The organism is Pseudomonas sp. GW821-FHT01E10, assembly GCF_059422365.1.
Genome location: NZ_JBWKWT010000006.1, coordinates 61,845 through 86,053, shown reverse-complemented (window position 1 = coordinate 86,053; position 24,209 = coordinate 61,845). Strand labels below are relative to the sequence as shown.

Here is a 24,209-nt window from a genome sequence, read left to right as displayed (position 1 = left end):
CCGATGCTGGATTGGCGTGATTAGGGTGACATTAAACGCAGTCAAGCCATTCCCCTCGCGATGCACTCTTTTTGTAGCAGCTGCCGAGCCTGCGAGGCTGCGTTCGGCTGCGTAGCAGTCGTCAAACCAGAGCTTTCAGTGCATCAGGCAAACTGCGTCAGCCGGATTCACGAAGGCTTCGCCGCCGAACGCCGATACACGGGGCCTTTCGTTCAACCCATCCAGCCCAACGTGGCCATTGCCAGTACGCCATAGCGGGCACCCTTGGCGAGGGTCACGATCATCAGGAAACGCCCCAGCGGTTCGCGCATGACGCCGGCCACCAGCGTCAGCGGGTCGCCGATGATCGGTACCCAACTCAGCAGCAAGGACCAATGACCGTAGCGCAGATAATGTATTTGGGCTTGTTGAAGATGACGAGGGCTGACCGGAAACCAACGCCGCTCGCGAAACCGCTCGATGCCGCGTCCCAGCCACCAGTTCAGCAGCGACCCCAGCACGTTGCCCAGCGTTGCCACTGCCAACAGCGACCAGAGCCAATACCGGTCGCTGAGCAACAACCCCACCAGCACCGCTTCGGACTGCAAGGGCAGCAGGCTCGCGGCGCCGAACGCCGCGAGAAACAACCCGATGTAGGCACCGAACATCAATGGGCGGGGTAGTCCGCCACCACCACGTCAGTGCCATCCTTTTGCAGGCCGATCACCTGATAGGCATCGCTCATGCCGCCCATTTCCATCCCGGGCGAGCCCATCGGCATACCGGGGGCTGCAACTCCCAACAGATCGTCACGTTTGCTCAAGGCCAGCACTTGGTCGGCCGGCACATGGCCTTCGACGAACTTGCCGTTGATCAAGGCGGTGTGGCACGACGCCAGGCGAGGCGGTACGCCGTGTTGTTGCTTGAACTGGCTCATATCGGCTTCGACGTGGTCTTCGACCTTGAAGCCGTTGGCTTCCAGATGGCTGACCCATTTTTTGCAGCAGCCGCAATTGGCGTCGCGGTGCACTTCGATCGGGATCAGGTCGGCGGCCTGGGCCAGGGAGGAGATGAAGAGGGCGCTCAGGGCAGCCAGACGCAGGTGGGTTCGCATGGGAGTCTCGTCTCGGGTTACGGCCAAAAAGGTGCATTTTGACTCTTTTATCCGACTGGGCATTGCGCGAGTGTTTCTAAGTTATACAAGGTCGGCTGGCCAGATCATCGCAGGTTGATGCTGTCAGCTGAATGAGCGAGGAATGACAAAAATGTCAGGTGTGCCGTCTGAGCGTCGAAAACCGGCGCTCAGGGGGACTTACGAACTGTAAAATTTGCAAGCCTACGGCAAGGGCAACGGCTACCGGTCGAGCAACTTCATGACCTCTTCCGGATAGCGCAAGCCAGCGGTGGCATTGGCCGGGAATATCGCTTCAAGGGCCTGCAACTCTTCGCGGCTCAGTTTCACCTCCAGCGCGGCCACATTTTCCTCCAGGTATTTACGTTGTTTGGTGCCCGGAATCGGGATCAGGTAATCCCCTTGAGCCAAGACCCAGGCTAAGGCCAATTGGCCGGCTGTCACGCCTTTGTCGGCGGCCAGCGTTTGTACCTGCTGCACCAGCAACAGGTTTTTGGAAAAGTTTTCCCCTTGGAAACGCGGGCTGAAGCGACGGTAGTCGTCTGCGGCGAAGTCATCCGGGCTTTTCAGTGCCCCGGTCAAAAAGCCCCGGCCCAACGGGCTATAAGGTACAAAGGCCACGCCCAGGCGCTGGCATGCGGCCAGGCAACCGTTCTCTTCCTGATCGCGGCTCCACAGCGAATATTCACTTTGCAGGGCGCTGATCGGATGAACCTTGTGCGCTCGCTCCAGTGTATCGACCGAGGCCTCACTCAATCCCAGGTAACGCACCTTGCCGGCCCTCACCAGTTCGGCCATGGCGCCGACGGTTTCCTCGATGGCCACCTGCGGATCGATGCGGTGCTGGTAATACAAATCCAGGGATTCCACGCCCAGGCGCTTGAGGGTGCCGTCGATCGCTTCGCGAATGTATTCCGGGCGACCGTTGACGCCACGCGCGCCGGGGTTGGACGGGTCGCGGACAATGCCGAACTTGCTGGCCAGGAACACTTGGTCACGCTTGCCGACAATCGCCTTGCCGATCAGCTCTTCGTTGGTGTGTGGGCCGTACATGTCTGCCGTGTCGAGCAGGTTGATCCCCAACTCCAGCGCGCGATGCAGCGTTACCGTGGCTTCGCGGGTGTCCACGCCGGTGGTGTAGAAATCGGTCATGCCCATGCAGCCCAGACCGATGGCTGACACCTGTGGTCCGTTCTTGCCCAGTTGACGTGTTTGCATGAAATGAACTCCCTGTGGATGTAGGCGCTTAGTGTCGATCTCGACAGAACGAAGATAAACCGGCTAAAAGTGCTATCACTGTTCGTAATTTCTAAATAATCATCGAGTCCTGACCATGGATCGTTTAAACGCCATGCGTGTATTCACGCGAATCGTCGAACTGGGCGGCTTCGCCAAGGCGGCGGACAGCCTGCAATTACCGCGTGCCTCCGTGACCATTCTGATCAAGCAACTTGAGGCCCACCTGGGCGTGCAACTGCTGCAACGCACCACCCGGCAAATCAGCCTGACGCTCGATGGCGCAGCCTATTACCCGCGTTGCGTGCGGTTGCTGGCGGATCTGGAGGAAACCGAAGCCGTGTTTTCCGCTGCTCGCCACAACCCCAAAGGCCTGTTGCGAGTGGATATGCCGGCGGGAGTGGGGCGTTTGATGGTGATCCCGGCATTGCCGCAATTCACTGCACGCTATCCCTTGATCGAGCTGGAAATCGGTTTGAATGACCGGACTGTGGATCTGATCCGCGAAGGTGTCGATTGCGTGTTGCGGGGCGGCTCGGCCCTGGACGAATCACTGGTGGCGCGACCGCTGGCCACACTGGATCAGGTCACGTGTGCGAGTCCCGAATACTTGCAACGTTGCGGGACTCCGCGGTGTCTGGAGGATCTGAAGGGGCATCAGATGGTGGAGTACTTTTCCAATAGCACGGGCAAACGCTACGGACTGGAGTTTGTCGTCGATGGGCAGTTGCGGTTGATCGACCTGCCCAAGCACGTCGCGGTCAACAGCTCCGATGGCTATCTGGCGGCGTGTGAGGCGGGATATGGCTTGGTCCAGGCTCCGTATTATCACGTTGCCCGTCAATTGAAGGAGGGACGTTTGATCGAGGTCCTGAGGGATGTGCCGCCACCGGGTATGCCGCTGACGGCGCTCTATCCTCCTCACCGCCAGTTGTCCCGGCGGGTTAGGGTATTTGTCGACTGGCTGGTGGAACTTTGCGCTCAGCCGGGTAATGACTTTTACAGGCAACCCTCACGCGGCTGAGCGGGCTCCAATGGGTGCATCGGCGCAGCGCTGGCTTCTCGTGGCGCTCGCGTTCTGCTGCAAATCGTCATGCAACTGTTGCATGTATACGCAGCCCAGATCGAGGGATCGAACCTGCACGCCCCGATGAAACAGGGCGAACCAGCCATTGTCACCTGACGTAGGCATCAAGCCGGTAAAGGCGAAGCCCAGCGCCGAAAAACTGCACAAGTCCCGGGCGAAGTGCCGGGACAGTTCGAGCCGTGCCGAGATCACCCAGTGCCAGGGCAGTTGCCGGAGTTGCTCAAGTAAATCATTGTTCAAATGCTGAATGATAATGTCGACCCGATGCTGATGTTGTTCAATTTGCAAGGACGTGGCGAGGCGCGGAGTGTCCTGGTGGGTTCCGAACACCGAGCACAGGTGCTGCATAAGCGCCCGGCAGCTTTCGGGCCATTGGATATCGGGGAGTGGTCGTGTGTGTCCTTCGATCATGTGGCAACACATCACCATGGTTTCCGGAAGTGGTTCGCCAAATGGCGAGGGGACGTAGTCGGGAAGCAGTCCAGTGTTGTGGAAACCGAGTTTTTTGCGATGCGTTGCGTGTAGGGATGGTGGGTCACTTGCATGATCGAGGCGCTTTTAAGCCCCAGAGAACCTGCCTGTCTCAGCAGTTCGCGGCCCAGACGAGTGGCGATGTCCTGCCCCTGCGCGGCGGGATGTACCACGGTGAGGGCCAGTTCCGCGGTATTCGAAGGTGTGTCGCGTCGCAACGCGGCATGACCGAGGACGGCTGTGTCATCCACAGCCAGCATTGATTGCCAGTGACCCTCGGCATTGTGCTGATTGATCATGTTCGGCAGGTAAACATCCGGCTGAGCGTAATGATCGCCGTAGACTTCTTGAAACAATCGACTCACTGCGTTTGCATCGGAAGGGCGGTAGGCGCGAATTATCAACGGGGTCATCACACGAACTCCTGCAAGGGAACGTCATACACTCGCAAATCGAGCACCCGCAGTTGTTTGCCCGAGCGAGGGTGGAGTTTCAAGTCTGTGGTTGCGCAAGGCAGTACTCGAAACTCCAGCAGACCCTCGCGGCTCAGGTCGTCGATGGCGGGGTAGTGGGCGAGCAGCGCTTCACGCAATTCGCGGAGCACCGGTTCGACGGCTTGTAACTGAGGTTCGGGCACCCACTTCACGCTCAGCAGATCCTTGGGGCCGGTCTGCTCGATCAGCAATTGCCATTGTTCGCTGTGCGCTACACGCTGGACGATCTCGTGTATTTCTTCAGTGAACAGCGACAACACACCGACTCGTACTCGTTGACTGTGGGCACTGCGCCCTTTGAGCGCGAATTTACGCCTCGGGGTTGCGGCCGGCTCACGCCAACAGGCACGGTCGCCCACTGGGTAGCGCAGCAGCGGCATAAGCCGGCGTGTCAGGTTGGTCAGTACCAACAACCCGGTGCGATCGCACTCTTCAATCACTTCACCGGTGTGTTCGTCGACGATTTCCAGCAGGGTTTGTTGATCGAACACCCGATGCTCGCCCAATGCGCAGTCGCGATCGCTGGCGCCTATCAGCCCGGCGTCTACGCTGGCGTAGCCGATCGAGGCGATACGGGCATTGGGGAACATTTCCCCAAGGATTGCCAACTGCGGAGCAAACAGGCTTTCGCCGGCATATAACAGCGTCTCGACCCCGTACAACACACGCCGATGCTGCGCCAGGTAGGCGCAGAATTGCAGCAGTTGTGCCGGTACGCCGGCCAGAACGTTGATCCGATGCCGCTCTATGGCATCCGCCAATACGTCCGGCTCGACGTTTCCGGTAAACGGAAATTCGCAGATGGATCGCTCGACATAGGCCAGGGAGTCGTGGACGAACAGAAAGCTGGCGTAGAGATCCCCTGAAAAAAACAGGTTGGCAACCCGGTCGCCATTGTTCAGTTGAGCTGAGAGGCTGGCGCCGAACGTGCTAACCAAGGCTTGCCATTCCTCGTAGGAGTAAACCGCAAGTTTGCCTTGGCTGGTCGAGCCTCCGGTTTTTAATACCAGTGCATCATCGACATCTCCGGTCAGGACTGACCAATGACTCAAGTCGTTGCTACCGGACCAATAGTCGGCCACATGGGTTAATGGCAGATCTTTTAAAGTAAGCCCGTTCTCGGGCAAGTGCTCCAGATGTTTATGGTAGAAGTTGGAGTGTTGTCTTATATAAGGTACAAGTTGTTCAAGCGAATAAGTTGGCTTCACGGGATTCTCTTTTATAGTGGGCGTCTTGCGTCGACTTCTCTTATTTTCGTTGATCGATAACTAAGGGGGGTTTGCCACTGTGTTTGTTTCGGGTGAATGCTTGTTCAACGCATGTTGTCACCTCCACAATTAAAAGTTCAGCGCGCACCGCATTCGCCAAGGCTTCGTGGGTCAGCAGTTTTTCGTGTACCCACTCGGCGTCTGCATCCGCGAGAACGTACATGCGTTCGACCCCGTTGGCGGTGTGGTCCAGGACCACTTGAATGGGGGATCCCACACTGAGTTCCAGCGCCGCGGGCGAAATGAACTCCGTGCCAATGCGCACCAGTTTGTCGTGCCGCTGCAGCAGTTCGAATCGCGGCGTCTCCAGTCCGCAAGGGCAGGTTCCGGGTATCTAGCGGCCGGTGTCGCCGATGTCATATCGGCGCACGTGCTGACCCTGCCGGGCGCGTGACGTAAACAGCAGGCGGCCGATCTCATTGGCTTGTACCGGCGCATCCTGTTCGAGCTGGACGATTTCCAGATGCTGGATTTCGCTCATCAAGTGGAATACGCCGTCCGCCGTTGCCCGGCAGGCATGCCCCAGGGGGCCTGCATCGACGGAGCCATACATGGCGGAGCGAATCGTCGACACCCCACAGCTTTCCATCAGGCGCCGACTGGCTTCTCCCGGATGTTCGCCGCCAAGGAATACTTTGCCGATACCGGCATAAGCGCGAAGTCGGGCCTGCTCTTTGAGAAACAGCCGATGCAACGTGCTGGGCATGCCGATCAGCACGGTGACACGCTGCTCCACGATCAGTCGGGCGATTTCGCTGAAGTCATCGTCCTGGGGAGCCCCCATGGGCAAATGCACAACCCCCATCCGTTCAAGAATGTTGGAACAACTGAAAAAACCACCATAAAGGTTGCCGCCGTAGAACAGGTTCATCACCCGGTCCAGTGACGGATCGAGCCCGACGCAGAACATGCCGTCGGCCGAGGCGCGCATTTGTCGATGAAAGTCTTGATAGCTGAAGCCAGCCAGCGCCGGGGTCCCGCTGCTACCGCCGGAGCGGAAGTACAGCTGTGCTGCGGACCCGATCGGCTGGGCCATAAAAGTGTCCTTGTCCATGATCGGGTCATGGGATGTGTCGGGGGCGGGCGGAACTGGGTCGAGCGTTGCATGACCTGTTAAGACATGCTGGGGCAAACTCACCGAGAGGCGGCGACTCAGACGCGACAGCGCGTAGACGCCATCGTGGGGCTCGCCGGTGTATCCGTCATGGATCGATTCGCAAGGTGCAATGCGACTGACGCCGGCATTGACCAATGTTCGAACGAGCTCAGGCGTTTTTGCCGAGGGGGACATCAACGCGCAGCTTTGCAGGAAGTTGCGCCAGGGCTGCAGCGTCTCGGCGAGCAGATACTGAGGAACCGGTTTGAGCACAATCGTACGAAACAACGGTGACGGCGCGAGCTTTTGATGGTGCTCCCAGATGACGCGCCATCCGAGGCCAGTCCACACTTGGCCGGTCTGATTGGCAAAGCACTGATCGAGCCGTGCCATGGCGGTGCGGGTGGTGATTTCCGATGCTTCCTGATCTGTCGGCGTTAATGCCGGCCAGTGTGGGGCGCGACGGTTGAAGGCTTCGGCCAGTCGATCTCCGAGGTTCTGCAAGACGGCCGGATCGTTGCTGTCCACCAGCACCCATTGAGGACTGGAACACGCTTGTTGATCCAGTCGACAGACTTCATCCGCCAGGGCATCGAGCGCCGAAGGCGACGCCGCATCAGGTGACAGGTAGGCGAAGCTGATTTTGTGTCCCCAATCGATCCAGCGACAGCCGGACGGGATTTGCTGGCGGATCGATTTAAGCGCCACTTCTGCGCCCCAGGCGGATACCCCATCGGCCTTGGCGCAGAGTTGAGCGATATAGGAGGTGTCCACCGGCAGAACCGCTACGAATTCGGCCAGTCTGCCACTGGTGTCGCAACGCAAAAGGGCGGCGAGCAATTGTGCGGTCAAACCCTGATCGCTGGAGCTGGGGCGCAGCCAGTTGATGTTGCCGGCCAGCAGGCTTTCGAGAATCGCGCAGAACGCCAGCATCGGCGCATTGCCCGGGGTGATATGCACCACCAGCCCCAATGGATGCCAGCTTTCGAAGCTTGGCTGGCGGTAGTCGATACGCCGCAGTGAACGCGGTTGCGGGCCCAATTCCCGTTCAAGTTTGGTGCTCAGGTTGCTGCGCTGGCAGAAGTCGATAAGCCCCTGACATTGGTCGTCGTCCAGGGGCAGATCCAGGCTGCGAGCTTGCAACTGCGTGGCAAAGCAAGCGGCGGACTCGATCACGATATCGCTGTCGATCGGCGTAGCCAGCAGCCGGGGCAGCGGTTGCTGAAGGAGGTCGAGGGCGCTTTGGGCAGAGATGTCGTCGCGCAGTTGGCCATTGATCAGGTACATATCAAGCTCCCCCGATCAGTTCTGAAGCGGCCATGGCACAGCTACGACTGGCGCTGGTGCCGGCACGTCCATGCAGTTCGAACCAATCGGTCGTCAGGCCGCATCCGCAACTGGCGCCGGGGTGCAACGTTGCCAGATCGCCCATGACCACAGCATGAGCAGGGCTTGAGGAAATGTAGGGGGAGACGAATTCCAGCAAACCGCGCTGGCCGTAGGGCTGGACAGTGAAATCGGATGGGTTGCGCACGAAAACCTTCGAGTAAATCGGTACATGAAAATGATGGTGGGCACACTGGATATAGGGCACGGCATGCTCTACGGCGCCGTAGCCGTCCCGGCAGCGGGACAGGTCGATACCCAATTGCCGGTTGATGCGGGCATACAACTGATGCAGGGGAATCTCCTGTGCCGCCTGGGTTTTCCAGCCGCCCCCCAGCAACACCAGTGACTGGGCAGGCAACTGCAAGTCGGCCACGCCTGTGTCCTCCATGTGCTGCAGTGCATGGGAAAGGAACGCCGGAAAACCGAGAATGCGAACGGGCAATCCTTCCTCGGCAAACTCCTGCAGGGCGCGAATGACACCGAAGAGGTCGAACTCGTGGCCTTTGCCGGTCAGGCGCAAGCCGTAAGCGGCTCGGTTGACGGGGGCATAGCTACACAGAAATTGATCGGTATAGGCCGTGCCCAGGGTAATGACCGCCTCGGGTTCGTAGCTCAGAAGCAAATAATTGCAGGGGCTGTCCGGGGTGTCCCAGCCGTAGTGCCGGAAAATGTGGCTCACCATGCCTTGGGCGGCGACCGTGCTGCGATGGTCGTAGCGCATGCGACTCTTCTGACCGCTGGTGCCGGATGAGGTCATCTCCAGCGCGCCTTCGCCTGTGGGACTGATCAGCAGATGACGTTTGAAGTAATTGGCGAAAATCGGCGGCAACCTTGACCAGTCATCCAGCGTCTCGAGAGTGCGGGCATCAAGGCCATTGGCGTTCAGCCAGCGTTCATATCCGGGCGTGTGATGACAATGAAACAGGCTGATTTCACCCATTGCCTGATCGAACAGACCTTCTGGCATGGATTCCAGGCAATAGGGTTGCGTTAACGCGCAAAGCGCATCGGCGTGGGGTAGATGGATCATCAAAAGACCTATGGGGTGGTATCAGACGGCAAGCGTGATATGAGAGCGACGCAGAAACAGTCGTAAGGGCGCCAGGCATAAGAGTCCCGTGAGGCCGGCCATCAGGGCGAAGGCTTCAAGGCTGTCACCGGCACCCAGTGCGGCGATAATTGAGCCGCCGCCACCCATGACGGCAATGGAGATCATGCCGATCATGGCCGAGACCAGGCCTTTGCTGTCGTCGCTGGAGAACAGGGCGAGCCGGTACAGCGCGGCATTGCTCATGCCGAGACCGATGGCGTAAAGCGATAGGCAACTGACCAACAGCACCGTTGAAGCACCGGTGAACGTTATGGTGATCAATGCAATGAGCCCGCCGCAAAATGGCCAGAGCGCATATCGAATCAGTTGGGGCAGTTCAGTGTTGGCAATCAATCGGTTGAGTATCAGATTGCCGAGAATGACGGCCGCAAATACCGGGATTTGCCACAGGCCATACTGCAGAGGAGGAAGTCCCTGGCTCTGGATCAGCAAGATTGGCGCCAAGCCGATCCAGGCAATCAACGGCAGGCTCATTAGTCCCAGGGCGACGGTAGCGCTCAGGAATTGTGTGTTGGTGAGCAACGCGGCGTATCGGCGCACGGTGCCGTTCCATTCAAAGGGCACTGCGGCCAATTGTTGACCGTCCTGGCGCGCGGTGCCCACGGTTTCCGGCATGAACAGGTAAAGCCCGAGCCAGACCGTCGCGCCGCCGACACCCAACACTAAAAACAGCTCCCGCCAGGAAAGCCATTCCAGCGCCAGGCTGCCGAGCAGGGGGCCGAGCAGCGGGGAGAGCAGCGCAACGTTCCCCAGCAACGCCATGATTTTTACCGCGTCGGCTTCGCAGAAGACTTCTTGCAGGGCTGGATAACTGACTGCAATGACAAATCCCAATCCGATGCCCTGAATCAGGCGCAAGCCGTTGAAGGCAAGAATGCTCTGCACGTAGAACGCCACGGCACAGGCCAGGGCGAACACCGCACAACCGATGAGCAACAGCCTGCGACGACCGAAGTGATCGGACAATGGTCCGATAAGCCACTGCAGAAGAACGCCGCCAATCAAGTAAAGGTTGAAGGCATATGGAACGTGACTCGTACTGGCATCCAGTTGATGGGTGACGGTCAACATGGCCGGCATAATCATATCGCTGGCCATATAAGTCAGCAGTTCGAAAAGAGTGATTGCAAGACAAAAACCGAATAATCGAGGCGGACTTATATCTATCAAAGGTTTGCGCATGGCGTTCCCGTTGGTGCTGGAGTTGGATAAGGCAGCAGAGCAAGAGTAACCATGGCTCATGAATAATTACATGTGCTTATGTGAGGCTAAGAGTTTCAATACTTTTCGTTATGTGTCTGGCTGGAAGTTCAGGGGAAAGAGGAGTGGTGTTTTGTAAATAAAATTACAGCGAAATAAGAATAGTCCTACACAAAAATGCCCGCTATAGAGCAGGCATTTGTACGCGACTTGTAGGGTGATTTCTTCGTCTTGTGAGTGAATGGTAAGTTATTCACTGGTCAAGAAAGCAGTTTAACGTTATCGACGCTGATAGTAGCCGTGTCCGTCACGGTCGTAATGGTGGCCGCCATGCCAGCCGTTATTAGGAAAAATGATGCAGCCACTCAGGGTCAGGAGGGCGAGCAGTGGAATCAGCTTTGTGATTCGACGGAACATTTTAAAAATCCTCATGGTTATCGCCGCAATGAAGCCAAAACTCTTCATCGGCTGTAACATGAGACCCCGTTTGCAGCCCCGCATTCGCGCAGAACTGTAGGGGTTTGGTATGCAATCGGATACAAACCGGATACATTTTTTTGGTTCAGGAACCCGTAATGACCCAGTCGCAACGTTTGAAATACTCGATTCTGATTTCCCTGGTGGTACTGGGGATCATGTTCGGCCTTTCCTGGCTGCAGAACGCAGGGTTCATCAGCGAGAAGCTGTTCCAGTACATCGCCATTGGCGTGGCGGTGGTCGTGGTGGTGATCAATGGCGTGATGCGTCGCAAGGTCAAGCCTTGAGCGACGCCTGCTGGCCTGATTGCTCGCCATGAAGGACGGCGACAGCCTGTGGATGCAGGCTGTAGCTTTTGTCTGGATTGAGCGTGATAACGCCTTCACTGCACAGGCGTTTCAACACTTCGCGGACACTGAGAAAGGACAGGGGAATGTCCAGGTCCAGCAAATGACTGTGCACACCGCGCACACCCAGGCTGCGGTCGCCTTCGGCGGCGCTTAGCAAGGCGTCGATGACTTTCAGGCGAATCAGGCTGGTCCGCAGGCCAAAGCACTTGAGCAAAAACCTGATCCGTTCGTTGCCCTGGCGTTCGGTCTGTTGATTGCAAGCACCGGAGCTCATGGCGCTGCCCTTTGATGCATGGCTACCATCCGTTGGCAGTTGCGGGTTGTACATGCAAAAACTCCTTTCCAGAGCCTGATCATGAAAATGTGATGGGTGCTCTTGATCAATAAGACGAACGAGCCGGGAAATAATGAAGACCTGCATGTAGAAAATTTGTCGCCGCGACGTCAGCGCTCTGTGAGAAGGGCATTTGGGGATGCCCTCGAAGACCTAATTTTTTTGGTGTTCGCTTCGTTTTTCTGGAAGGCGCATTGCGTGTCATACGTCTTTTCGATCAGGAGCGAGCGTGATTATTTCCAGGCAGTTAACCAGGTTGAGCCTGGCGGGTGTGTTTCTGGGGCTGAGCCTTGGGGCAAACGCGCGCAGTCAGCCAGAGCAGGCGACGGCCGACATCCGTCGAACCAGTTTCGGCGTACCGCATATCCGCGCCGAAAACGAGCGCGGGCTCGGCTATGGCATTGGTTATGCCTACGCCCAAGACAACTTGTGCTTGCTGGCCAATGAGATCGTCACCGTCAATGGCGAGCGTTCGCAGTATTTTGGCCCGGAGCAGGTGACGCTCGAGGAGCGCGGTAACCTGGCCAGCGATCTGTTTTTCAACTGGCTGAACACCCCCGAGGCTGTCGCCGGTTTCTGGCAGGCGCAAACTCCGGAAGTCCGTGAGCTCATTGAAGGCTATGTGGCGGGTTACAACCGTTCGCTGACAGAGCGTCGAGCGCAGGGTTTACCGCAGCAATGCCAGGGCGAATGGGTGCGCGCAATTACCGCCCAGGACCTGGTCAAGTTGACTCGTCGATTGTTGGTCGAAGGCGGCGTGGGCCAGTTTGCCGAAGCACTGGCCGGCGCGACTCCGCCTAAAGCCGTCGCTCATGCGGCAGGCGACCCGGCGTCGTTCCAGTTGGCGACTTCACGCATGCAACGCTTCGCTCTGGATCGAGGCAGCAACGCCGTGGCGGTTGGCAGTGAGCGTTCGTTCAACGGTCGCGGAATGCTGCTGGCCAATCCGCACTTCCCTTGGGTGGGCGGGATGCGTTTTTATCAGATGCACCTGACCATTCCCGGCAAACTGGATGTGATGGGCGCCGCGTTGCCCGGTCTGCCGATGATCAACATCGGGTTCAACCAGCATCTGGCATGGACCCACACCGTGGACTCGTCCAAGCACTTCACCTTGTATCGCCTGCAACTCGATCCGAAGGAGCCGACCCGCTACCTGCTCGATGGCAAGTCTTTGCCAATGAAAAAGCAGACGCTGACAGTCAGCGTGAAGCAACCCGATGGCCAGACCCGGCAGATTTCCCATGTGGTCTATAGCTCGGCGTTCGGGCCGATTGTGCAATGGCCTGGAAAACTGGACTGGAACAATCAGTTTGCCTACAGCCTGCGTGATGCCAATCTGGATAACGACCGGGTCTTGCAGCAGTGGTACGCGATGAACCGTGCCGTCAGCCTCAAGGATTTACAGGCCTCGGTGCACAAGATTCAGGGGATCCCGTGGGTCAATACCCTGGCGGTGGACGATCAGGGCCAGACGCTTTACATGAACCTGTCAGTGGTGCCGAGCGTCAGCGCTGACAAGTTGGCCAAATGCAGCGATCCGCGTGCGGGGTTACAGATGATCCTGCTCGACGGCTCCAACAGTGCTTGTGCCTGGGACGTCGACCCGCACGCCGCGCAAAAAGGCATTTATGCCGCAGACAAATTGCCGCAACTGTTGCGCAAGGATTTTGTGCAGCATTCCAACGATTCGGCCTGGATGGCCAACCCGGCACAACCGCTCACCGGTTTCTCGCCATTGATCAGTCAGGACAGCCAGCCATTGGGGCTGCGTTCGCGCTTCGCCCTGGAGCGCCTGAGCTTTTTAAACAAGGCGGGTCCTATCGCGGCGGCGGATCTGCAACACATGGTGATGGACGATCAAGTGTATCAGGCGGCCCTGGTGATGCCAGACCTGCTGCAATTCTGTGCCGCGGACCTCGGCACCGATGCGCCGACGCTGACGCCCTTGTGTGCCAGTCTCAAGGCTTGGGATCACCGAGTGAATCTGGACAGTGGGCTGGGCTTTTTGCATTTTCAGAACGTCATGCTGGCGTTGCAGCAAACCCCTGACTTCTGGCGTGTGGCGTTCGATACGAAGGATCCGCAACACACCCCGAGTGGCCTGGCCACCGAACGGCCGGAAGTCGCCAAAGCGGTTCGGGCGGCGATGCTGGCTTCGGTAGAAAAGGTCGAGACCCTTGGCCTGAAGGCCGACAGCCGCTGGGGCGATATTCAGGTGGCCAGCAGTGGCGGGCAGCAAACGCCGATCCACGGCGGGCCGGGCACGCTGGGGGTGTATAACGCCATTCAAAGCGTGCCGAGAACCGACGGCAAACGTGAAGTCGTCAGTGGCACCAGCTATTTGCAGGTGGTGACGTTCGATGACAAGGGGCCGCAGGCTCAGGGTTTGCTGGCGTTTTCGTTGTCCAGTGACCCGGCGTCGAAGTATTCCCGGGACCAGACACAGGCCTTTTCGAAGAAACAGTTGAGTGTGTTGCCGTTCACCGAGCAGCAGATCACGGCTGATCCGCAGTACCAGGCTCAGACGATCCGCGAGCAGGATGAAAAGGTGGGGAAGGTCGCCGCGCAGTAACAGCGATAGCTTTCAAATGAAAAGGTGAAGGCCGTACCCCGCAAGGGTCGCGGCCTTCAGCTTTTTGGGGCTTGTTGAGGCATTGAGTTGAGGACCGGATTGCCGTCCTGGTTGCGGGTCAGGTAGACCGGCAGCACCTTGGGCAGCGAAGCCACCAGGTTATTGAGCTCTTTGATGTTGTAGATACCGCCGAGGCGAATCGAACCAGCGCTGTGGTCCGCGAGCATCACCGGTTTGTTCAGATAACGATTGATCAAGGGCAGGGCATCGGTCAGCGCCAGATTATCAAGCACCAGTTTGCCGCTGCGCCAGGCCAGCGACTGGTCGTTGGCATAGGTCTGGCTGATTTGTGGCGTGAAGTCGCCGTGCCTGTAACGTGCCTGCATCGCAGGTTCCAGGCGTAGACCGTCGCCGGGCAGGGCATCGTTGCTGGTCACCAGCACGGAACCCTCGATCAGGTTCACGCGTACCTGGTCTTCATACATCCAGACATTGAATTGGGTGCCGGTGACGCGAATCCTGCCGTCGCCCGCCCTGACAATGAACGGGTGCTGCAGGTCGTGGCTGACGCTGAAGAAGGCTTCGCCTTTTTTCAGCGTGACACGACGTTGATCCTTGTAATTGCTGAACGTCAGTTCACTGCCCAGGTTCAGCTCCACCTGGCTGCCGTCACCCAGCGTGACCTGACGAACATTATCGGTCGCCTCGAAATGCTGGTATGCATTGGGCAGCCACCCCAGGTTCCATCCGGTATACGCGGCCAGTGGCAGCGCCAGGGCGCAGATCGCGGCTGCGATGCCGAAAGTGCGCCAGGGTGTTGTCGGTTTGACCCGAACAACCGGCGCAGCGGATTCGGGACGAGGCAAATCCCCCGCAACATCCCAGATATCCAGCATGGCTTCGTACTCGAAGGCGTGCAGCGGATGGGCATCACGCCATTGCTCGAACGCCAGGCGTTCCTCTGCCGTGCAGTCGCTGGCGTGCAGACGCATGCACCAGTGCGCAGCGGCATCGGTGATGGCGTCGTATTGGGCTTGCGAGAGAGAGTGGTCGGTCATTGACTCATCCTGATTTCCTGCATTCTAACCTTGAGGGGAAGCCTGCGAGAACAATCGTCATGGCATTTCCCCATCAAAGTCGAAGTTATTTTCAGGGCACTGACATTGCGCCAGTGCCTGGTGACCGCGTTTCAGGGGGTGTCGACGTGAAGTTGACGTCCCAAATGAGAGATAAGCCAAGCGACAGAGTCAGCATTGGCCAGCTGGACAGCCAGTCTTGTCGTCGCATCCTTTTTGAAATGCGTGCGGGCTTCGGCCAGGTTTTTTTTTCCGGTCAAACTCAAAATCCGGTCACGTGTACGGTTGGTTTCCTCGTAGAAGGTTTGACCAAAATCTTCCCATACATTTGTATCGTCATTCAAAACGGCGAACAGTTCGGATAAGGGGGTATGGATTGAAAGTGCTTCCTTCTGAAGCTGTGCCAGCGCCTTGCTCAAATGGTTGCCACGGGGCGTAGTGGTATCAATCAGGTCGACAAACGGTCTGCTTGCATCCATATAAGCTATATCCTCCGTGTCACAAATCACATGCGACAGCTCGTGGATCAACGTCGTTGCGCGGGCGTGGGCACGGATCGGGAACGCGGCATCGGTCATGTAATTACGGTAGTGATCCATGTAAGGCATAAAATACTTCTCTGCCAGGTAGATTTTTTTCTGTTGATCGGTAGGGATCGTGAAGGCAAACATATGGTCCCGGTCACCGGGATGAGCTCTCCCGGTGACGAAGCGTTCCGACTGCTCGTTCCTGAGGGTCGGATCCAACAAGGCACCGAGGATGTCCTCTACGACCTTCTGGATCATCGTCACATGCTCGGGCGATATCTCCGACACATCAAGAAACCTCCTGACGAGCTGATGAACCGGTGTCTCTGTGTCGCCTGAATTTTTCAACAGTTGCAAGTTACGAAAACCGTTCCACGCATAGGTGGTTGCGAAGTCAAGGCCTTCGTCGATCAGCCGCGCCCGCACAGGGAAGAGCCGGCGTATTTGAGCCATTCCGTTGGCTTCGACGTTCATCCCGCCACGGACAGCGTTCCACGTTTTCAACCTCTTGATCAGGCTGTACTGACGAACCAGCTCATCCGGTTCCCGCACCCACTGCTTTGAAGCGTTTCGAGCAACATGGGGGCCGCTTCCGTCCGGACCGCTGATGCGCCAGCGCAGGCCACGTTTTTCGAGTTGATAGACCTTTCCTTCAACCGCACCGTATTTTTTCTGTGTGGTCGGGTGCGTGTAGAGCCCAAGGGCGGTGTCCCGGGTCATTGAGCCAAGGTTGACATCAACGTGCTCGTGGTTCTGCAAACCGGTGCGTGCGGGATCGGTAGTGGCGATGTCCTGCCATTTAAGGCTGGCACTGGCTGGGGAGGGGGAAGCCTCGCTGGCCGCTGCAGAGGGCTCTGCCGGGCCTTCCATTGACTGGCGCAACATCGCCAGTTGCGTGATGCCGCTGATAAAGGATGTTATCGCCGGGCCCCATTTGTGTTGTTGAAGCTCCTCCGCATACTGCTTGACCTCACGATAGCTGCGCCACACGACAATCGGGTAGGCCAGTTTGCCCATCAGGAACGTATAGGCCTGTTCCAGATCGTCACCCAGTACACGTTTTACGGTTTCCCACTCGCCCTGAGCGTCTTTGTTGGACTGGGTGCCCAACAGTCGCGCGAGGAGTTTGATATTTTCGTTGAACAGGTGCCTGAACAGATGGCCCTTGATGGGGTTGGAGGCCAGACTGATCTTGCCGGACGCTTTCGTACCCGTCACATGGGTGTCGTAATGCGTGCGGCCGGTGTCCGACAGCCTGTTGCGCACCCAACTTTGTAATGGCCCTTGTGACTTGAGCTCGGTCAGCAACAGCTTTTCGTTTTCATATTCCTTCACGCCATGCTCAGGGCTATAGGGCGCGATAAGCACCTCGGGTCCCGGGGTGTTCTGTTTGGGGCCGATCAAATACATTCCCGGGACTTTGATCGACTGGTCTTTACCGAAGAGAAGCTCAAGTGGACGGATTATCGCATTCGTACCGCTGACGGCCTCGCGGGCGATTGCATCGGGCATGTCCATGACCTGCCGAACGAGGTCGAACCCGGTTTCGCTCAGGCGTTCCTGCAGTTTTAGCGAATGCGCGTAGTGCAGCAGTTGCCAGGGCAATTGTGCGGCGAACAGCTGCCTGCAGGATTTCGCAGTGGTGCTGGTTTCGGCAAGCGCCGCCTCCACAAATTTTTTGTGGAACTGACCGACATTCAGCTTTCGTATCAGGCTCTTGATGTAAGGCTTGTCCATTTTGGCAGGGATGGCGGCTGAGGTGAGTGACTTCAACTTGAAGTCGGCACTGTCCAGTTCATCAAAGTGAGTCAATGCAAAAGCCGACAGCGTTAACGTCTTTGCCGTGGACATCAGGCGCGAGGCAACCTGCACCTGGACGTTGTCCGGATCAATGGTCAATTCATCGGCCTTGAGTAACTCTTTCAACTCGAACTGTGCCGTGCGTTCAAGAGAGCGCACACCGCTCAGGTAATCCTTATCGTCCTGGGCATTGCTCCGGTATTGCTGAAGCAGTTCTGCATGCAGTCTCTGATCCTGTATGGACGCTTTGGCCAACCATGCCGGAAGCTTTTGTTGTGTCGTCAGAGAGCGCGCGAGATCTGTTGCCCGACGCAGCCCCGTCATCGGTTTATGCAATGCCACCAGGCTCAGTAGATTCTTCAGGACCGGTTCGGTCAGGGGGGAGGCCAATGCGCGTTCGACGGACAGTTGATCCAGCCGAACAAATGGTTTTTGTACGTGATCCAGAAAATTCTCATGAATCAGCTGTAATGGCGCGAGGGTAAAGGTGCGCCCTGATGTTCGCTGGCTTCTTTCGATATTCTCCAGAATCGCTGGGCGATCGTCCTCGCTCTGCAAACGTTTATTGAACGCTGTCAGCAGCGGTGTGAGGGCGGAAAAGGCTTCGAATCCCGAGGCGGGGGTCCATAAAATCGCCTTGCCGGAGTGGGTCGGGTCCAGGCCGCCGCGTTCGGTGAGTACAAAACAACTGGCGAGATCGAGCAAGTCACTGGAGTCGCCGGCCTTCAGCGCAAGGGAAAAGACATCCGGCAGAAACCCGTTCAGCGCTGCGCGTTGCAGCCGGACCGGCGTCTCAAGCACCGTCTTGATCATCGCCAGTTCCGTCGTCCCAAGCGCGCGGATGACACCCAGCAGCTTGTGCTCGCTACGCAATGCGGTGGTCAGGGTATGCACAAACTTGGGTTGCAGTTGCTCAAGGGACGAACGGGTGAGGGTTTGTGCCGCCGCTAACGTTTTAACCGAAATGGACGGGTGTTTATCCAGCTGTTGCTCGAGTGCCTGCTTGACGGTGGAGAGACTTTCCAATTGTTCTTTTGCCGACTCTGCCCGCACGGTGGCCGGTCGGGCACTCCATCGCTGATCGGCCCGGGTGCTCCAGCGGCCGTTTGCATCGCCGGTCAATAGGCGATTGTCGATTAGGCCCCGTACATCCAGCGCATTGTCGAGCAACGCATGCACATTGAGCGTGCCCTCGCTTTCCCGGTACCGGCTCAGGGCGTAGGTCAGGTTCTGCCATTGCTTGGCCCGGACATCTTCCATGAGTCGCTCAAACACTTGGCCACTAATCGGTTCAGCAATGATCAGGCGCTCCTGTGGCTCAAGCGACAGGAAGGTGCCGCGTTCCTCGAGGGACATGAAATTAAGCAGATTGTCCTCGTGACCTTCACTTTTGAGCATGGTCAGTATCGTGTCTTTTATCGCTGCAAGATCGGTACTGGCCTGGATGCCTGAGGAGTGGGTGTACAGGTAGCCCAAGGTGTCTGAGTTACCGCACATAAAGGTGGATGCGAGCTCTACGTAATGTTTGTAGAGGGCGCTGACACGTACGGTCTCGACCCGTAACGGCAGGGCTGGCGCAGGCGCGGCGCCGCTGACGCTCATCAACTCCAGATATTCAGTGGTGTTCAAAATACCTTGCTGACGTTTTCGCAGAAGATCCACATGGTAGGCATCCCGCATGCCCTCGGCGAAAAATTCGGAACGGGACTGCCCGCTGCTCATGGGAGAATTCCAGAAGGTTTCGAGCAGACTCTGCAGATGGGGCGTGAAGCTTTGCGCGATCTCTTTTACCTCGAGTTCCCAGGCCTGGTTATCAGCGTCGCTGCTCACACCGTGGCCGGGGTTGGAGAAGGTCCTGATGTCGCCATCCGGCCATTGATTGGTCAGGTAGAAGTGCAGCAGGGCATCGCTCAAAGACAGCGAAGAAAGCTTGCGCCGGTTTTCCGGGTTGTCGGTATTGGAGGAGGGAGATGCGCTGTCGATAAAACTATCCAGTTGCGTATGGCGCTGGTCCAGTTTGGGAAAACGCTTGGCCAGGGCGATGTTGAGCAGCTCGTCCAGCATCGATTGCAGCGACGGAATTTTCACCAGTTCAGCCAGCATCGTCTGGATGTTCTGCGTCTGGTTGCGGTCGAGGATCTGCTCCTGGTCCTGAAACCCCGCCCCCTCGATTTTTTGCGGCGTCACTGTAAAACCCGTGGCAGCCAATGCAGTCGCCCGCTGTTCGATGGAGAGATAGCGCAACAGCGCCTGCTTGCCGTCGTCCTGGCTCAGCAGTTCCTCGAGTTTCTTGGTGAGGTCGGTCATGTCCGCGTATTTGACGAGACCTTTCCACGGTGTGTAGAGGATGACTTCGCCGTTGGCCTTGTGTTCGTTTTTGACATCGTCCTCGACTTTGGGGTGACTCATGCAAAACGCACCGGCCAATGGAATATCAGTCCCATCGGGCATCTTCAACATCAGCCGATCTATCTGCATCGGAGTCTTTTGGGCTGCGCGAATCTCGTGGGTGGCGAGATAGACACCACCCCTCAACCATTTCAAATCGTCGAGAGTGAGATGCAGCGCTTTCTCGCGATCACCGGGGTGTTTGGCATTGGATGCACGTTCTGCCTCGTCGAAAAAATACGGCAGTGCTGGAGCAGTCATGATTTTTCCTCGATGGGCTGCGATCGATGGCGATCGCAGGTCGTTGGCTCGAGGGAAAACAGTAGGGCCAATGGAAAGCCCGGGTGCGGTACATATTGCTTGAGCTTATCCTTTGTCGCAGGCTTGACAGGACGCCGGTAAAACAGCGCTTAATCGACGACTTTTTTCGGTTGTCCTGCAACCTCGCTTGACCTGTTGCCCATACCCAATAATAAAACCGGAGCTTCAGATGACCGCATCGCCTGAAATGGCCGTCAACTCGAACACACAGAACCTCGACTTCGACGCGCTCGTTCAATTGCTCGAACAGATTTTCCTGCGCCATGGCACCTCGGCCGATGTCGCCAGAACCCTGGCCCTCAACTGCGCCAGCGCCGAACGTGACGGGGCTCACAGTCACGGCGTTTTCCGTATTCCCGGTTATGTGTCGACGTTGCAGAGTGGCTGGGTCAATGGCCAGGCCGTGCCGGTGGTCGAGGACGTGGCCTCGGGTTTTGTCCGGGTTGACGCCGGCAATGGATTTGCCCAACCGGCCCTCGCGGCGGCGCGGCCCTTGCTGGTGGAAAAAGCCCGCAGCGCCGGCATTGCGGTGTTGGCGATCCGCAATTCCCATCACTTCGCCGCCTTGTGGCCGGACGTCGAGCCGTTTGCCGATGAAGGATTGGTAGCGCTGAGCGTGGTCAACAGCATGACCTGCGTGGTGCCGCACGGTGCCGATCGTCCGCTGTTCGGGACCAACCCGATTGCCTTCGCCGCGCCCAGGGCCGGCGGTGCGCCGATAGTCTTCGACTTGGCGACCAGCGCCATCGCCCATGGCGATGTGCAGATCGCCGCGCGTAAAGGCGAACGCTTGCCAGCGGGCATGGGTGTGGACAGCCTCGGCCAGCCGACTCAGGACCCGAAAGCCATTCTCGAAGGTGGCGCGCTGCTGCCGTTTGGCGGGCACAAGGGCTCGGCGCTGTCGATGATGGTGGAGTTGTTGGCGGCGGCGTTGACCGGTGGCAACTTTTCTTTCGAGTTCGACTGGTCGAACCATCCGGGGGCCAAAACCCCCTGGACCGGGCAACTGCTGATCGTGATCGATCCGAGCAAATCGGCGGGGCAGAATTTTGCCGAACGCAGTCAGGAACTGGTCCGGCAGATGCATGGTGTGGGGCTCAAGCGTTTACCGGGGGATCGGCGTCACCTGCAACGCGCCAAAGCCAATGTTGAAGGCATTGCGCTCGATCCACAAACGCTGGCGAATCTGCGGGAACTGGCCGGGTCCTGAGCCCGTTCTCACAGATCAATGGTTCAACGCCGACCCAACAACAGACCAACCACCAGGCCGAAACCCGCAGAGATGGCCACGGTTTGCCATGGATGGCCGCCAATGTAGGTTTCGGTGGCGTCGACCGCGGGTTGGGTCCGGTCACGAACACTGGATAATGAGCTTCGGGCCTGCTGGAGTTTCTGGGCGATTTGCCCGCGAAGGGTGTCCGCTTCTTCTCCGACCAGTGAGGCACTGCTTTTCAGCAGTTTTTCCGACTCTTCGATCAGGGCCTGAAGTTCGCTGAAGACCTGATCCTTGATTTGATCATCGGCGACTTGATCGACGGTTTTGCGAGCCATTTGGTGTACTCCTTACAGTGAATGGACAGTGAGCAATGGAGTCTGCCGCCGCGGCAAAAGTTGCAGCCATTTTGCGCGGTGACTCACCCCTGACGAAAAATCCAGCGCAGGACATTTCTTCCTACAGTGTAAGATGTCGCCTATTTTACGCAGCAGGTAATTCCCCATGAGCTTCAATCTGGCCGACAAACCCCTCGCCGAGCGCGCGGCGCTTGAAGATGAAAAATCCCGTCTGTTCGAACTCTGGCAAAACAACCTGGGCAAAGCCAAGGGCGAAGCCGCGCGGTTGTTCGGTGAGCGCGCCAAGCGCAAAGGCAAATGGGCGGAATGGGTACGCTCCGAACTCGACGGCATGTCGCCGCCGGAATTCGCGAACATGGTGCGCAGTGAAGTCAATCGCTTGATGGCCGCTAAATAAACGCCCCGGAAAAAATCGCGGCAATCGCTTCACGCACTTTCAACACCACCGGATCGAGCTGCGCACTGGTGCGCCAGCCCAGTTCGATCGGGTAACGCGGCAGCGCCAGAGGGCAGGGCAGCAACGCCAGTCCACTGAGGGCGGCGATACTTTGCGCCGCATGGGCCGGAATGGTCGCCACCGCCTGACTGCCCTTGAGCAGATACGGCAACGCGGCAAAGTGGGTGGTCGACGCGCATACCCGCCGACTCAATCCCAACGCGGCGAGGCCTTCATCGGTAATCCCGATAAAACCGCCCGAGGACACCAGAATGTGCTCGCGGGCGACGAACTCATCAAGGCTGAGACTCTGTTGTCCTTCGGCCAGGCTGAGGGGATCCACCAGACACAGGTAACCCCCTTCACCCAGCACTTGGCGGCTCAGCAGTCGCTCGGCAAACCCGCCTGCGGTGATCGCCAGATCGATGCTGCGTTCCATCAAGGCCCGGGCGACGATCTGGCTATGGGTCTGGCGAAAGATCAGCCGCAGCTTCGGCGCACGGTGAGCGATTTCCTCGATCAATCGTCGCCCGTAGGCGATTTCGAAATCATCCGATAAACCCACGGTTACCGAGCGTCCGTCGTATTGATGGGCCGCCGGGTCAACCATCGCCAGGCTCTGGCGGCATTTGTTCAGTGCATCACTGACAACCGGTTTCAACTGGTCGGCCTTGAGCGTCGGCGCAAGACCTCGGCCAGTGCGCACGAACAATTGATCGCCATACACCTCGCGCAGCCGGCGCAATGCCGCGCTGACCGCCGACTGCGTCACGCCAAGACGCAGCGCGGCACGGCTGGCGCTGGACTCCTCATGCAGCGCTTCGAAGACTTTGAGCAAGTTGAGATCGACGGTGGCGATATTCATTTGGTTCATATCATTCAGCAGTGAGTCGGGCTTTATTCATGATCCTGTGGCGCCGGAGAATGAGCAACACCTCATTCCTGACGGAGCCACCGTAATGCCCAAGTCAATCGTTGCTGCCCTGCAAATCGGCGCCTTGCCCGGCGGCAAGGCCGACACCCTCGATCAAATCCTCTCCTGGGAAACCGCCATTATCGAATCCGGCGCGGCGTTGGTGGTCATGCCTGAGGCGTTGCTCGGTGGCTACCCCAAAGGCGAGAGCTTCGGCACGCAACTCGGCTATCGACTGCCGGAAGGTCGTGAAGCGTTTGCCCGGTATTTCGCCAATGCCATCGACGTGCCTGGTACCGAGACCGACGCCTTGGCCGGGTTGTCGGCCCGCACCGGGGCCAACCTGGTGATCGGTGTGATCGAACGTGCCGGCAGCACCTTGTACTGCACCGCGCTGTATTTCGACCCGCAGGCAGGGCTGGTTGCCAAGCACCGCAAATTGATGCCCACCGGCACCGAGCGACTGATCTGGGGCAAGGGCGATGGCTCGACCTTGCCGGTGATCGACAGCCAGGTCGGGCGGATCGGCGCGGTGGTGTGCTGGGAAAACATGATGCCGTTGCTGCGCACCGCGATGTACGCCAAGGGCGTGGAGGTCTGGTGCGCGCCGACTGTGGACGAGCGCGAGATGTGGCAGGTCAGCATGCGTCACATCGCCCATGAAGGACGCTGCTTTGTGGTCAGTGCCTGTCAGGTTCAGGACTCGCCACAAGCCTTGGGCGTGGACATCGCCAACTGGCCGGCGGAGCGCCCGTTGATTGCCGGCGGCAGCGTGATTGTCGGGCCGATGGGCGACATTCTCGCCGGGCCGCTGCGTGGCGAGGCGGGATTGCTGACCGCCGAAATCGACACCGATGACCTGATCCGCGCCCGGTACGACTACGACGTGGTCGGGCACTATGCGCGCCCGGACGTGTTTGAGTTGACGGTGGATGAGCGAGCCAAACCGGGCGTGCGGTTCAACACATAATCCGTCG

The 24,209-nt window shown here is 58.2% G+C and carries 18 protein-coding genes and 2 pseudogenes; 7 read left to right on the top strand and 13 right to left on the bottom strand.

Annotation, left to right across the window (positions count from 1 at the left end):
• Positions 1 to 212 precede the first annotated feature (212 nt).
• From AC07V0_RS13730 to AC07V0_RS13720, 3 genes are all read right to left on the bottom strand, one after another.
• On the bottom strand, positions 213 to 647 hold the full coding sequence (locus AC07V0_RS13730; RefSeq protein ID WP_138867644.1) for a YqaA family protein: 435 nt from the start codon (positions 645 to 647) through the stop codon (positions 213 to 215).
• Positions 647 to 1,093 carry a DUF411 domain-containing protein gene (locus AC07V0_RS13725; protein WP_495019634.1) on the bottom strand — a complete coding sequence of 149 codons (447 nt, stop codon included), beginning with the start codon at positions 1,091 to 1,093 and terminating at the stop codon, positions 647 to 649. Before AC07V0_RS13725 ends, AC07V0_RS13730 begins: the two co-directional genes overlap by 1 nt.
• Before the next feature lie 240 nt (positions 1,094 to 1,333).
• Positions 1,334 to 2,329, bottom strand: a complete 996-nt coding sequence (locus AC07V0_RS13720; RefSeq protein WP_495019633.1) for an aldo/keto reductase — start codon at positions 2,327 to 2,329, stop codon at positions 1,334 to 1,336.
• 115 nt (positions 2,330 to 2,444) lie between these two features.
• Here AC07V0_RS13720 and AC07V0_RS13715 point away from each other — a divergent pair, with 115 nt between their 5' ends.
• Positions 2,445 to 3,371, top strand: coding sequence for a LysR family transcriptional regulator (locus AC07V0_RS13715; protein ID WP_495019632.1), 927 nt, complete (start codon positions 2,445 to 2,447; stop codon positions 3,369 to 3,371).
• On the opposite strand, the pseudogene AC07V0_RS13710 reads toward AC07V0_RS13715, so the two are convergent.
• The 5 genes and pseudogenes from AC07V0_RS13710 to AC07V0_RS13690 all read right to left on the bottom strand — a co-directional run bounded on the left by AC07V0_RS13710 (position 3,360) and on the right by AC07V0_RS13690 (position 10,445).
• Positions 3,360 to 4,318, bottom strand: a pseudogene (locus AC07V0_RS13710) (GNAT family N-acetyltransferase). The gene AC07V0_RS13715 and the pseudogene AC07V0_RS13710 sit on opposite strands and share 12 nt — an antisense overlap.
• A complete protein-coding gene (locus tag AC07V0_RS13705; protein WP_167331179.1) occupies positions 4,318 to 5,607 on the bottom strand; it encodes a phenylacetate--CoA ligase family protein in 1,290 nt (429 codons plus the stop codon). Before AC07V0_RS13705 ends, AC07V0_RS13710 begins: the two are co-directional and overlap by 1 nt.
• A 40-nt stretch (positions 5,608 to 5,647) precedes the next feature.
• Positions 5,648 to 8,050, bottom strand: a pseudogene (locus AC07V0_RS13700) (aldehyde dehydrogenase family protein).
• Position 8,051: 1 nt separating this feature from the next.
• Positions 8,052 to 9,182, bottom strand: a complete 1,131-nt coding sequence (locus AC07V0_RS13695) for a LuxE/PaaK family acyltransferase (protein WP_495019631.1) — start codon at positions 9,180 to 9,182, stop codon at positions 8,052 to 8,054.
• 21 nt (positions 9,183 to 9,203) lie between these two features.
• Positions 9,204 to 10,445, bottom strand: a complete 1,242-nt coding sequence (locus AC07V0_RS13690) for an MFS transporter (protein WP_495019630.1) — start codon at positions 10,443 to 10,445, stop codon at positions 9,204 to 9,206.
• A gap of 348 nt (positions 10,446 to 10,793) precedes the next feature.
• On the opposite strand from AC07V0_RS13690, the gene AC07V0_RS13685 reads away from it, so the two are divergent.
• Positions 10,794 to 10,937 (top strand): hypothetical protein, encoded by a 144-nt coding sequence (locus tag AC07V0_RS13685; protein WP_495019690.1) that lies wholly within the window; start codon positions 10,794 to 10,796, stop codon positions 10,935 to 10,937.
• Positions 10,938 to 11,038: 101 nt separating this feature from the next.
• The gene (locus AC07V0_RS13680) at positions 11,039 to 11,227 is read left to right on the top strand and encodes a hypothetical protein (RefSeq protein ID WP_018926107.1); all 189 of its coding nucleotides are present in this window, start codon (positions 11,039 to 11,041) and stop codon (positions 11,225 to 11,227) included.
• Here the strand turns inward: AC07V0_RS13680 and AC07V0_RS13675 are convergent.
• A complete protein-coding gene (locus tag AC07V0_RS13675; protein WP_018926106.1) occupies positions 11,217 to 11,618 on the bottom strand; it encodes a hypothetical protein in 402 nt (133 codons plus the stop codon). The genes AC07V0_RS13680 and AC07V0_RS13675 overlap by 11 nt on opposite strands.
• A gap of 235 nt (positions 11,619 to 11,853) precedes the next feature.
• Between AC07V0_RS13675 and pvdQ the strand changes: the two genes are divergently transcribed.
• The gene (gene pvdQ, locus AC07V0_RS13670) at positions 11,854 to 14,199 is read left to right on the top strand and encodes a bifunctional acylase PvdQ (protein ID WP_495019629.1); all 2,346 of its coding nucleotides are present in this window, start codon (positions 11,854 to 11,856) and stop codon (positions 14,197 to 14,199) included.
• Positions 14,200 to 14,255: 56 nt separating this feature from the next.
• On the opposite strand, the gene AC07V0_RS13665 is transcribed toward pvdQ, so the two are convergent.
• Positions 14,256 to 15,257, bottom strand: coding sequence for a FecR family protein (locus AC07V0_RS13665; RefSeq protein WP_495019628.1), 1,002 nt, complete (start codon positions 15,255 to 15,257; stop codon positions 14,256 to 14,258).
• Positions 15,258 to 15,388: 131 nt separating this feature from the next.
• Positions 15,389 to 20,251 carry a dermonecrotic toxin domain-containing protein gene (locus tag AC07V0_RS13660; protein WP_495019627.1) on the bottom strand — a complete coding sequence of 1,621 codons (4,863 nt, stop codon included), beginning with the start codon at positions 20,249 to 20,251 and terminating at the stop codon, positions 15,389 to 15,391.
• A gap of 229 nt (positions 20,252 to 20,480) precedes the next feature.
• On the opposite strand from AC07V0_RS13660, the gene AC07V0_RS13655 reads away from it, so the two are divergent.
• A complete protein-coding gene (locus tag AC07V0_RS13655; protein WP_018926102.1) occupies positions 20,481 to 21,521 on the top strand; it encodes an Ldh family oxidoreductase in 1,041 nt (346 codons plus the stop codon).
• A 23-nt stretch (positions 21,522 to 21,544) separates the two neighbouring features.
• Here AC07V0_RS13655 and AC07V0_RS13650 read toward each other — a convergent pair whose 3' ends face one another.
• Positions 21,545 to 21,862 carry an ElaB/YgaM/YqjD family protein gene (locus AC07V0_RS13650; protein WP_018926101.1) on the bottom strand — a complete coding sequence of 106 codons (318 nt, stop codon included), beginning with the start codon at positions 21,860 to 21,862 and terminating at the stop codon, positions 21,545 to 21,547.
• 166 nt (positions 21,863 to 22,028) lie between these two features.
• On the opposite strand from AC07V0_RS13650, the gene AC07V0_RS13645 reads away from it, so the two are divergent.
• On the top strand, positions 22,029 to 22,280 hold the full coding sequence (locus tag AC07V0_RS13645) for a hypothetical protein (protein ID WP_007937833.1): 252 nt from the start codon (positions 22,029 to 22,031) through the stop codon (positions 22,278 to 22,280).
• Here AC07V0_RS13645 and AC07V0_RS13640 read toward each other — a convergent pair.
• Positions 22,273 to 23,193 (bottom strand): LysR family transcriptional regulator, encoded by a 921-nt coding sequence (locus AC07V0_RS13640; protein ID WP_495019626.1) that lies wholly within the window; start codon positions 23,191 to 23,193, stop codon positions 22,273 to 22,275. The genes AC07V0_RS13645 and AC07V0_RS13640 overlap by 8 nt on opposite strands.
• An 85-nt stretch (positions 23,194 to 23,278) precedes the next feature.
• Here AC07V0_RS13640 and AC07V0_RS13635 point away from each other — a divergent pair, with 85 nt between their 5' ends.
• Positions 23,279 to 24,202, top strand: a complete 924-nt coding sequence (locus AC07V0_RS13635) for a carbon-nitrogen hydrolase family protein (RefSeq protein ID WP_086946109.1) — start codon at positions 23,279 to 23,281, stop codon at positions 24,200 to 24,202.
• Positions 24,203 to 24,209: the final 7 nt, after the last annotated feature.